Genomic DNA, 12,099 nt, shown 5'->3' on the forward strand with positions numbered 1-12,099 from the left:
TTTAAACTAAAAACAATCTTTTAGTAAATTATTTATTTATTAATTTTCTAATATTTCAAGAATAATTTCATATTCAAAACCTTTACTCATCAGATATTTTATGGTCTTAGATTTTTTTTGATATTCTTTTAAGCCTTTCTGTTTAGAGTAGTAATCTTCAAAGGCCTTCTTAAGAGCTTTATGATAATCTGCCTCATCTATCTCATCAAAACATGAACTGATCAATTTTTCAGAGATCTGTTTTTGTTTTAAGTTGATCTTGATCTTATTTCGCCCCCAATGTTTTATATAAAACTTCCCTCTGATATAACTTCTGGTAAACCTTTCCTCATTTAAGTAATTTTCTTTTAGCAGATATAAAAAAATTTCTTCCTTAGCTTCAGGAATCAATAAAAATTCCCTCATCTTCTGCTCCACTTCGGCATGACAGCGATCCTGATAAACACAATAGTTTACCAGTTTCTGTTTAATCTCCTCAAAAGTATAAGACTTCTTCTCCATATATTTACAAAAAAAGAATGAGCAACCGCTCATTCTTTATATTTGGTTCAGATAAGAATTAGTAATTAAACAAAGCTTTTCCTTCCATTAATTCATTTACTTTCTTTCTTACAGATGTAAGAACTTCTTCATTTTTAATATTATCAACAACTTCAGAAATCAATTCTGAAATAGTCTCCATATCTTGTTCTTTCAGTCCTCTTGTCGTGATAGCAGCAGTACCTAATCTAATACCAGATGTAGTAAACGGTGATTTATCATCAAAAGGAACCATATTCTTATTACAGGTAATGTCAGCCAGTACTAACGCTTTTTCTGTCTCTTTCCCATTTACTCCCTTGTTTCTAAGATCTACTAGCATTAAATGATTATCAGTCCCACCACTTACAATATCAAAACCTCTACTGATCATGGCTTTTGCTAAAGCCTGAGCATTCGACTGAACCTGTTTAGCGTATATTTCAAACTTCACATCTAGAGCTTCTCCAAAAGCAATAGCTTTACCTGCAATAACATGCTCAAGCGGTCCCCCTTGAATTCCAGGGAAAACAGCACCATCTAAAACCTGGCTCATCATTTTGGTCTCCCCTTTTGGAGTCTTGTGTCCATAGGTATTTTCGAAATCTTTCCCCATCATGATCATTCCACCTCTAGGACCTCTTAGTGTTTTATGAGTAGTTGTTGTTACAACATGACAATGTTCAAAAGGAGAATTCAGCAATCCTTTTGCAACTAAACCTGCAGGATGTGCAATATCGGCCCAAAGAGTAGCTCCGATCTCATCGGCAACTTCTCTAAATTTTGCATAATCTAAATCTCTGGAATACGCTGAAAAACCAGCGATAAGCATTTTTGGTCTTTCTCTTAAAGCAACTTCTCTCATTTGATCATAATCAATCAAACCAGTTTCCTGTTGTACACCATAAGAAACAACATTATATTGAATTCCTGAAAAATTAACGGCTGATCCATGAGTTAAGTGTCCACCCATAGAAAGATCCATCCCCATAATTTTATCTCCAGGTTTTAAAACTGCAAGATAAATTGCAGCATTAGCTTGTGAACCGGAATGAGGCTGAACATTTACATAATCAACTCCAAAAAGTTCTTTTGCTCTGTTTATTGCTAAAGTTTCGACCTCATCTACTACTTCACATCCACCGTAGTACCTTTTACCAGGGTATCCCTCTGCATATTTGTTAGTCAATACGCTACCCATTGCCTTCATTACATCATCAGAAACAAAATTTTCCGATGCTATCAGCTCCAATCCATGGGTTTGTCTTTGTCTTTCTTTTTCAATCAGGTCGAAAATAATATCCATTTTACTTTAAGTTTTTGAGATTTTTCACCCCAAATGTACGGAATTTCCCCCAAGAATTTAGTACGGTTAAATATGATTTTTGGAATAAAATTTCATAAAATATCTTTAATTTCAATATCATTTTATGCATTTTTTTCAAAAAAACTCCCTGTTGTATTAGTCCAACAGGGAATTACTAAAACACTTAAAATTTAATTAAAATTCTTCTTCAATTAGTTCCTTATTTACCATAGCACCCACTGTATTTCCTGATCCCACAGCATTAGCTACGGAACGCATCATGGATGAGTTGTCACCACAAGCATACACTCCGAAAACATTTGTTTTATAAAATGGATCTGTTTTGATATGGCCAAATTCAGTGAGTTCAACTCCTAAATCGTCTGAAACGTTTAGGTTTTGTTCAAAAGGAACTTTCGCATAAATAGCTTTTAATGGGTGTTTACTTCCATCCTTAAAAAGTATATTTTTAATTTTCCCATTCGTATGTTCTAATTGATCAATTTTATTTTCATTGATCTGAATATTTTTCCTGGTCAATTGTCTTATTTGATCTTCTGTAAGCTCTGATTTTCCATTAGTGAATAAACTGAGATCCTTAGTCCAGTGAATGATCATTTTTGAAAACTCAAAAGCAAAATCTCCATTGGCTATAATTCCTGTGGTTTCATTTTTAACTTCAAATCCATGGCAATACGGACAATGCAGAACAGAAATCCCCCAACATTCATTAAAACCTGGAATATCGGGTTTTACGTCTCTAATTCCCGTAGCAATAACTAGCTTCTTAGATTTAAATCTTTTTCCTGACAATGTCTTCACTTCAAAACCTTTTGTGGCTTTTTTTGCGCTTACCACGATATCATCGTCAAATTGTACTGAATTATATTTTTCAACCTGTCTTCTTGCTTCCTTACTAATCTCTTGTGGTGTTTTACCATCCTGAGTCAGAAAGTTATGAGAATGTGGCGTTTGCTCATTACACGGTTTTCCACTATCAATAATTAAAACATTTCTTAGGGATCTTCCCAGAGCCATTCCCGCAGAAAGCCCAGCATAACTTCCTCCAATTATAATAACATCAAAGTTGTCGTTTTCCATGTTTTTAAATAAAATTACAATGACAAAGATAGAATAAATTTTAAATAATGCAACTAAATTGCAATAATAAAATAATCAAAAAAAACCGATTGCATTCAATCAGTTAAAATCGTAAACTTCTCATATCCCGATTAGCAGAACTACTCTACTTTAAACAACTTGATGGTATAATCCAGTAATTCCTGCCCTCCAACTTCTCCGTGCCCCGGAATTACTATTTTTGCATCCGGATATGCTTTTTTTACTTTTTCAACAGTTTCAGACCATGCTTTTACATTAGAATCTTCAAGATATCCTTTAGTCGCATCAACTTCTTTAACTAAACACCCACCAAACATCACATTCTCATTAGGAAAATATCCCACCACATTATCTCTGGTGTGTCCTTCACCAAAAAATGTTGCATATACTTTTTGCTTGCCAACATGTAAAGTTAAAGTATTATCAAATCCACGATCAGGAACGTTAAATTTATTCTTTTTTGCCAATGCTATAGTCTTATTACTGGCATAAGAAGGGATATTATTCTTCCTAAACTCTTTTAAACCTCCTACACAGTCATTATGAAAATGAGTTGCTATGACAGCATTAATTTTAGCATTCAGACTACCTTTAATCCATTTGATCAATTCTGCAGAACTTGTATCATCGGACGGAGTATCGAAAATAACAGCTTCATTTCCATCTTTCACAACCATCCCGTTACAAGGAACTTTCCCATATGTTTCAGTATTAAGATATGAAATATGTTGATAAACATTCTTAGATAACTGTCTGACAACCAGATTTTCAGATTCATAAACAACTTTAGGGTCTATTGATCCGGCTTTCTGAAAACTACAACTTAAAACAGTTATTACGAATAAACACAGGACTTTAAAAAATGCTTTCATTTTTACTTCTTTTCAGTAAAAATAAAACTTTTAATACTCACTTTTAGTATCATCAATTTCTTTTTTTATTTTCATCCTGATATCTATTTTCGCTCCTTTGAAACTAAAAATAAGAGTACCTTTTTCTCTGGCAAAAGGATTGGTAATCGAATCGACCTTTTTTGAAATTTCAAAATATGGACCAGTCTCTTTTAATTCATCATTATGATCATTGTCTTTTATTCTTATCAGGTTAGAATATTTTTGGTCCAGATTAAACCAGTTGATATAATCGGCATTAAACGAGACAGCTTTTATTCCCATCTTTGAATAGTAATTAATAGATCCAGCCTGGCCATAATTGTCGCATAGAACTAGCGTTTTTCCTGTCTTTGATAATTTGGAATATTCTTTATCTACTTTTTGAGCTAATTCTTTCCACCCCTGCATATCTGCAAAATCTTGTGGCAATGAATGATCTTTCCCATCCTCCCAACGTAGCAGTCCAAATCTTTTATACTTTTCCTGATGGTCAAGAATATATCGAGGACTTTTGTTTGGAAAAGCCACCTGATATAATGGTAGGAACAACAGTATTGGCAACATTATCGCTATCGCCCGCAAAATTCTTGTCCGGCCTTTTTCAAAAAGATAGCCTAAATATACAGAGCCAAAAGCAATATAAATAGGATACAAACCAATTGCATAATAGTCTTTAGCTTTAAAAAACAGGAATAATGCAATTACAAATACATAATTCCAAAAGAAAAACCTGAATCTTTCAAAAGGTTTATAAAAAAGCAATGCGTAGAATCCCGCAAAAATGATAAAAACAGAACCTACAAAAAATAAAATTTGAGACTTTAGAAAATCAAACCGATCAACATGGGCCAGCTGCCTCTCTGAAAGCTCCTTCATGTGATGAATCACAGGAAAATCATTATGATACTGCCATAATAGATTAGGCAAAATAACAAGCAATGCAAGGAAACTGGCTGAATAAAGGTGAGGATTCAGAAATATCTTCCTTTGCTTACTTATCAGTAAAGCAGGAATAATACCAAGGAGCAGGAATGCAATATTATATTTATTTAGAAAGCCCAGACCAAAAATAACAGCCCCAATATAAAGCCATTTCACTTTTTCAGTATTAAAATATCTAATAAGAACATAATACATTAATATCCACAGTAATACTTCTAAAGAAGTAGGTTGAAAAAGCATATTTAACCGAAGAAGTACGGAGAGTAAAATCCCTGTTGCAGCTAAAATCTGAGCGTATAAACTACCCTTCAACTCTTCTATAATCTGCCAAACCACAACAATCGTTAAAGCACCAAACAGAGCGGGAAAAAATTTAACCCAGAAAACAGAATTTCCAAAAAGCTGAACCAGCCAAGCTAACCATGAATTGAGAGGCGGCACTGATAAATAACCCCAAGCCAAATGGTTGGCCTGATCAAGATGCAAATATTCATCGCGATGAAGTTCATATTCTGGTCCTATCAAAGAATATTGAAGAACAAACTTAATCACAACAAAAAGAAAAAGAATGAGGATATTTTTTTTCATCATTCACTAAATTAATTCATATCAAATTTCTGTTTTATCATTTCATCTTTAACATTGTGTATTTTCTGATTCCAATAATCTATCCTTTCCATTTTATCTGGATATTCAATCTCAGTTTTACCTTCATAATATATAATACAACCCTGATATTTATTCAATGCTTTTTTTAAATAATCCTTATAATCATTTAAATTTTGTGGGATATATCCAATTCCATTACAACCACAACTATAAAAGTACCTACCTGTTCTAAAAAGCCCTTCTACAATTTCCCATTCTTTAATTGCCGCTTTTCTAGGCACTCTAAAATCCTTCCCTAAATCCGCCATAAGACTTCCACATTGGGGACATTTTATTGGTCTTGACTCTATTTCATTAATCAATTCTAATAATTTACTTCTTTCTGCTTTTGTGAAAATTTGCCCGACCTTCCTTATCGATTTTCCATTAAGCTCATGAAAGACTTTATCCTTCTTTATTCTCAATAGAATATCATTAGGATTCACTTGTTTAAAGGATTTTCTACATTTAAAACAGGCGTAATTAGATTTATATGTTTTTCCTGCGTATCTACACATAATTATGTTATTATGAATAATTCAAATTTATAAAATCCTTTCTTGTAAAACATTTCAAAATTCAATTTCATTACTAAAACCTTTAAAATCTAAGATAATTATTTTAAGAATACTCCCTGGAATACTTCTCATAAAAAATCCCGGAAAAGAATTCCCGGGACAAGATAAAATTTATCTGATTAGTTTATTATTTTTTCTTTTCTTTAAGCTCTTCTTTGTCTTTATCAGAAGGGTTCCAAACTTTGACTTCAGAATTTTTATCGATTCCTGAAAGCACCTGTACATTGATACCATCGCTAGCACCTAATTTCACATATACTTTTTTGAATTTTCCATCTGCCTGTTTTACTTCAACAAAAGATTTGTCCTTACCATTACTCTTTTCATATTGAACAAGTGACTCATCCAATAGTAAAGCATTTTTCTGAGAATTCAATACGATCTCTCCATTGGCTGAAAAACCTGCTCTGATATACTCATTATTTGGATTAAATACATCACCTTCAACCGGGAATTTTATGGTACCCAGATTGTCTTTTCCTTTAGGAGCGATCATCGTTAATTTCCCTGGGAATGTTTTATTTTGCAGAGCACCGATAACGATATTCATATTCATTCCCTGCTTTAGTTTTCCTGCCTGAGCTTCATCAATTTCCCCTTGGAAGATTAACAAATTAAGATCTGCAATAGAACAAATCGTAGTTCCGGCATTGAAAGAGTTAGCCTCAATTACCTGACTTCCTACTTTTACAGGAACCTCAAGAACAGTTCCTGCTGCTTTAGAACGGATCTGAGTTGTCGCAAAACCTTGCAATTCCGGTGTAGCACCTGTTTTCACGATCTGCAATCTTTTTTGTGCTGTCTGAAATTGCTGATTTGCATTTTTAAGAGATTGTTGCTGAGAATATAATTGCTGCTGAGAGTTTAAAAAATCCTGTTTTGAGATCACTCCCTGACTATATAATTTCTGCTGCATATCAAATTGCTTCTGCATATTTTCTACATTCATCTTAGCATTATTGATCTGAAGCTGAGAGTTTTCAACTTCTTGTTGCGCATTATTTACATCAGCAATATTTGGAATAATCCTTACTGTAGCAACCAATTGTCCAGCGACCACTTTATCTCCTTCATCTACTAAAATCTTATCAATGATACCTGCAATGTTCGGTTTGATTTCAATTTCTTCTTTTGGGATAATTTTTCCTGTCGCCATTACTTTATCATCCATATTCTGGATCGTTGGTTTCCGCGTAAGGAAAGCCTCACTCTCTTTAGAATTAGATTTTATAAGATAACCAATTCCTGAGAATAATGCCACTGCAAATAAAAGCCCCAACAGTATATAAATGGCTTTTTTCCAAGTGAATTTCTTTTTCATATATCTAGTTTATTTTTTATTTAAATGGTTTAAAATTTTAAGATAATCTTGCAATTATTAATTTCAAATTATTCAGATCTTAATGCCTCGATAGGTCTTATTTTTACAGCTCTCTGGGCAGGGATCATTCCAATAATAAGTCCCAAAATCACCATCACCGCCATCGCGGCAAATACATTCCCATAATTTACCGTGGGATTATAAAATGGAAAGGCATCCTGATTCTGCGTTATCATATTCAGAATCATAAGCACAAATATTCCAGACATAAACCCGAGTAATCCCGAAGACAGTGTTATAACAACACTTTCCAGCAAAATCTGATTTCTTACCTCAGAAGGCTTTGCTCCTAAAGCTCTCCTGATTCCTATCTCCTTAGTTCTTTCTTTTACCGTGATCAATAGGATATTTGAAATCGCAATAACGCCTGCAAGAATCGTTAATGTTCCTACAATAATCGTCAAAAGCTGCATACCTGTTAAAAATCCGGTTAATTTCCCAAATTCTTTTCCGAGATTGAAACTTCCGAAAGCATTAGTATCTTCTGGTGAAACTTTATTTTTAAGCTTTAAAACTTGTTTTACTTTTTCCTCTACCACTTTTAGATCTGCTTCCGACCTTCCTACAATCGCAAACATATCTATATTATCTCCGGCATTATACATTTTCGTGTAGGTAGAAAGTGGAATAAACACGGTACGGTCATTTTCAAAACCGCCTCCCTTTTTCACTCTGAAAACACCAATGATATTAAAAAAGAGTCCTTTGATATTTATTGATTTTCCGATCGGATTTTCTTTCTTTTTAGAGTCAAAAAAGTTTTTATACACTTCCTCACCAATTACAGCTACATTTTTATTTCCTGATAAATCGGCATCGTTAATATAGCGTCCGAAAATAAGTTTTTTCTCAGAAATTTTATTTCCTACAGGATAATCTCCAGTAAGTGAATAGGTAGCACTCTTACCATTTTTTGACATCGCTTCTCCAGGTGTTCCTGTAAAACTTCCTCTTGCATTTTGTGGCGATATATAATCTATTTCAGGAACTTTTCTCTTCAACATTTCCATATCAGGCAGATGTAGTTTCATCTCTCTTCCTTTTGGAAAACCTTCATAAGGAATGGAAGTTTTCTGAGCCCATAGAAAAATAGAATTTGTAGCAAAGCCTGAGAATAATTTATCAAAACCATTCTCCATTCCTTTTGCTGCTCCAAGCAGACTTACATATAAAAACATACCCCAACCCACACCGATCATGGTAAGGAATGTCCGAAGTTTATTATTTCTCAATGAATAATAAATTTCCTGCCAGGTATCCTTTTTAAATAAGATGTTCATTGATGCTAGTTATGAGTTTGAATTATACGTTTTATATTATTATCAAATAAGTTGTCAGATTTTATTCTGATCGCAATGCTTCTATAGGTTTAATTTTCGATGCTCTATAGGCGGGAACAAAGCCTGCTATAAGCCCTGAAAATACCAAAGCTAAAAATGCCATGAAGATCTCAGTCCCTCCTACACTTGGGTTTTTTATAAAATATTCCTCAAGTCGGTCTCCCATTAAGCTGAGTGCCAATATTCCTAAGCCAACTCCAACAAGTCCTGAAATTACTGTAATCACTACACTTTCCTGAACAATTAAAGCAACAATACTTCTGGGTTTTGCACCAATAGCTTTTCTCACGCCAATTTCTTTGGTTCTTTCTTTAACAATGTAAACCATAATATTACTGATTCCGATAATTCCGGCAATCAGGGTTCCCATTCCAATAAAACCTACAATCCCTGTAAGTACAGCCATAAACATGAATGTATCATTCATATTCTCGGCATTATTCCATACCCGGACTCCGTTTTCATCATCTGGCGAAACACTTTTTCTGGCTTTTAATCTATCTTTAAGCTCATTACCATATTTTATGGCTTCCTGAGGATTTAGTTTCTCATTATAGGCAATATACACAGTACTTACGGTATCCGACCCTTTCTTCATTTGTTGTAAAGTTGTAATAGGTACCGAAATATGTCTTTCATCCCAGTCTCCACCATCATCAGAAAATACACCAACTACCTTGAACATGGTTCCATTAATATTCAAGTCTTTTCCTATAGGACTTCCATTTTTGATCAAGTCACGTTGCACCATTCTCCCTATTACAGCGACATTTTGTTTCCTGTCAAGATCTGAAGGATTAAGGTAACGACCTTCAAGAATCTTTCTGTTCTCTATAAATTTTTCTTCAGGATCTCCTCCATTAACCTGGTAGTTGCCACTTTCCTTACCATACTTCACTAATAAACTAGTCTGATATCTCGGAGTAGAATAGCCTACTTTTTCTTTATCCTCATTAACCAGGAAATCATAGTCATCATTATTCATCGTAACGGTACGATCAGACTGTAGTCCTTTATAAGCAACTGTGGTTTTTCCTGTAAAAATGGAAATCAGGTTTTGAGCATCTCGTGCAAAACCCTCTGTAAAAGCATTTTGCAAACCTTTACCAATTCCAAAAAGAACGATAAAGATAAATAACCCCAACGCTACCGTAAATCCAGAAAGTACCGTTCGCAATACATTACTGCGAATAGAACTGAATATTTCCTGCCACCGATCCAGGTCAAACATAATTTTACTTTTTTTACTTTTTTAAAGTCTCCTTAGTATTCACTATTTACAAAACAACCTGCTTTATAAACTCATCACTTTCAATGATTCCATCTTTTAAAATAACGTTTCTTTTGGTTTGTGCCGCAACGTCTGGTTCGTGAGTAACCACAATGATGGTTTTTCCCTCATCATTAATATCCTGAAGCAGCTTCATAATATCATGTGTGGTCTTTGAATCCAAAGCACCCGTAGGCTCATCTGCCAATACAATTTTAGGATTGGTAATCAAAGCTCTTGCAATAGCTACTCTTTGTTTCTGTCCTCCTGAAAGTTCGTTTGGAAGGTGGGTCGCCCATTGAGCAAGACCTACTTTTTCCAAATATTCCATTGCTTTCTGGTTACGCTCTTTCCTTGGTACATTTTGGTAATATAAAGGAAGGGCAACATTATCTAAAGCTGTTTTATATCCGATCAAGTTAAAAGACTGAAAAATAAATCCCAGGAATTTACTTCTGTATTCAGCAGCCTTTATTTCAGATAAATGTTCGATTGGAACTCCATCCAGCTCATAAGTACCAGAATCCTTTTCATCCAGAATACCTATAATATTAAGGAGTGTGGACTTTCCGGAACCTGAACTTCCCATGATGGAAACAAACTCACCTTCAGCGATATTAAGATTAATACCCTTGAGAACGTGCAGTTTACTTTTGCCTGTATCGTATGATTTATTTAAATCCTGAATTACTAACATTAAGTGATCTATGTTTTATACTCAATAAGTAGAAGATATTTTGATTTTGTTACAAGAATAAAAATTTATTATAATATTTTACTGTTTAATATATTTAAGCTTTATTAATAGATGTTTAAGAACATGCGTTTAACTGTAACTTATCAAAAATATTTATTTCAGGTGTATTATTCTATGTAAACCAATATCAGTGCTTGTTTCATGTAAATGTGGAAAACTTTTACGGTTAAAAGTCAGCCAATTAGTATTTACCCCTTTCAAAATCAGTTCTTTTTTTCGAACTTTGTGCTTCGCACTAGCAAATAATAAAAACACTTTTCTTGTGAAAAACTTTTAAATATAAGTTCCAACAAATCAAGCCGTTATTTATTCTTTGATTTTTATCCACAGTGATCTAATTATTTTAATTTAAAGACATTTTAATATGGGAATTTTTGATAAGAGAGTAAGTTACAAGCCATTTGAATACCCTGAGGTTCTTCAATTTGTAGAAGCGATTAATAAATCGTTTTGGGTGCATTCGGAAGTGGATTTTACTGCAGATGTTCAGGATTTTCATTCGCAGTTAGAACCGCACGAAAAAAATGCTGTGAAAAATGCACTTTTAGCAATTGCACAGATAGAGGTGTCTGTAAAGACATTCTGGGGAAACCTATACAACCACTTACCAAAGCCTGAATTGAACGGTCTTGGAGCTACTTTTGCAGAATGCGAATTTCGCCATTCTGAAGCTTATTCCCGTCTAGTAGAGGTACTAGGATATAATGAAGAATTCACAAATGTAATAGAAGTTCCTGCTGTGAAGAAGAGAATTGACTTCTTGTCAAACGTTCTTAAGCATGCTAATTCTTCAACACCGAAAGAATATGTTTCTTCACTTTTATTGTTCAGTATACTGATCGAAAACGTATCTCTTTTCTCGCAATTTGCGATCATCCTTTCTTTCACAAGATTTAAAGGGTATATGAAAAATGTTTCGAATATCATCGCTTGGACTTCAATAGATGAACAAATTCATGCTAATGCAGGAATTTATTTAATCAATAAAATCCGTGAGGAACAACCTGAATTATTAACGGATTCTGATATTGAAGATATCTATACATTGGTAGATCAATCTGTAGAATTAGAAGGGGAAATTGTAGACTGGATCTTCGAATTAGGGGAATTAACTGTCTTCTCAAAAGAAGATTTGTTAAACTTCATGAAATACCGTGTTGATGACAGCTTAAAGAAAATCAATATGGACACTCGTTACAACATTTCTCCTGAACAGTATCGACCAATGAAATGGTTTGAAGAAGAAGTTTTCGCTAACTCTATGGATGATTTCTTTGCTAAAAGACCCGTAGATTACACAAAACACGATAAGAGTATTACAGCAAACGATTTGTTTTAATTGA

At 33.8% G+C, this 12,099-nt stretch carries 11 protein-coding genes; 1 reads left to right on the forward strand and 10 read right to left on the reverse strand.

Translation table 11 applies throughout. The features are described 5' to 3' along the window. Positions 1 to 39: 39 nt before the first annotated feature. From J7E44_RS19540 to J7E44_RS19585, 10 genes are all read right to left on the reverse strand, one after another. Positions 40 to 501: a regulatory protein RecX gene (locus J7E44_RS19540; RefSeq protein ID WP_214832724.1), complete on the reverse strand. Its 462-nt coding sequence runs from the start codon at positions 499 to 501 to the stop codon at positions 40 to 42. Positions 502 to 559: 58 nt separating this feature from the next. Beyond that, complete coding sequence (gene glyA / locus J7E44_RS19545; RefSeq protein WP_214832726.1) at positions 560 to 1,825, reverse strand: serine hydroxymethyltransferase; 1,266 nt, start codon at positions 1,823 to 1,825, stop codon at positions 560 to 562. A 195-nt stretch (positions 1,826 to 2,020) separates the two neighbouring features. Then, positions 2,021 to 2,926 carry an NAD(P)/FAD-dependent oxidoreductase gene (locus tag J7E44_RS19550; protein WP_214832728.1) on the reverse strand — a complete coding sequence of 302 codons (906 nt, stop codon included), beginning with the start codon at positions 2,924 to 2,926 and terminating at the stop codon, positions 2,021 to 2,023. Between the two features lie 140 nt (positions 2,927 to 3,066). Next, on the reverse strand, positions 3,067 to 3,819 hold the full coding sequence (gene bla, locus J7E44_RS19555) for a subclass B1 metallo-beta-lactamase (protein ID WP_214832730.1): 753 nt from the start codon (positions 3,817 to 3,819) through the stop codon (positions 3,067 to 3,069). 30 nt (positions 3,820 to 3,849) lie between these two features. After that, on the reverse strand, positions 3,850 to 5,370 hold the full coding sequence (locus tag J7E44_RS19560) for a glycosyltransferase family 39 protein (protein ID WP_214832732.1): 1,521 nt from the start codon (positions 5,368 to 5,370) through the stop codon (positions 3,850 to 3,852). 11 nt (positions 5,371 to 5,381) lie between these two features. Beyond that, the gene (locus J7E44_RS19565) at positions 5,382 to 5,948 is read right to left on the reverse strand and encodes a hypothetical protein (RefSeq protein ID WP_214832734.1); all 567 of its coding nucleotides are present in this window, start codon (positions 5,946 to 5,948) and stop codon (positions 5,382 to 5,384) included. 187 nt (positions 5,949 to 6,135) lie between these two features. After that, positions 6,136 to 7,329: an efflux RND transporter periplasmic adaptor subunit gene (locus J7E44_RS19570; protein WP_214832736.1), complete on the reverse strand. Its 1,194-nt coding sequence runs from the start codon at positions 7,327 to 7,329 to the stop codon at positions 6,136 to 6,138. A gap of 68 nt (positions 7,330 to 7,397) precedes the next feature. Next, positions 7,398 to 8,669 carry an ABC transporter permease gene (locus J7E44_RS19575; protein WP_214832738.1) on the reverse strand — a complete coding sequence of 424 codons (1,272 nt, stop codon included), beginning with the start codon at positions 8,667 to 8,669 and terminating at the stop codon, positions 7,398 to 7,400. Between the two features lie 61 nt (positions 8,670 to 8,730). Beyond that, complete coding sequence (locus tag J7E44_RS19580; protein WP_214832740.1) at positions 8,731 to 9,960, reverse strand: ABC transporter permease; 1,230 nt, start codon at positions 9,958 to 9,960, stop codon at positions 8,731 to 8,733. A gap of 46 nt (positions 9,961 to 10,006) precedes the next feature. Beyond that, the gene (locus J7E44_RS19585; protein WP_214832742.1) at positions 10,007 to 10,696 is read right to left on the reverse strand and encodes an ABC transporter ATP-binding protein; all 690 of its coding nucleotides are present in this window, start codon (positions 10,694 to 10,696) and stop codon (positions 10,007 to 10,009) included. Positions 10,697 to 11,120: 424 nt separating this feature from the next. Here J7E44_RS19585 and J7E44_RS19590 point away from each other — a divergent pair, with 424 nt between their 5' ends. Further along, complete coding sequence (locus J7E44_RS19590; protein WP_214832744.1) at positions 11,121 to 12,095, forward strand: ribonucleotide-diphosphate reductase subunit beta; 975 nt, start codon at positions 11,121 to 11,123, stop codon at positions 12,093 to 12,095. Positions 12,096 to 12,099 lie beyond the last annotated feature (4 nt).

Origin of the sequence: Chryseobacterium sp. ISL-6 (genome assembly GCF_018613715.1) — a bacterium.
Classification (GTDB): domain Bacteria; phylum Bacteroidota; class Bacteroidia; order Flavobacteriales; family Weeksellaceae; genus Chryseobacterium; species Chryseobacterium paludis.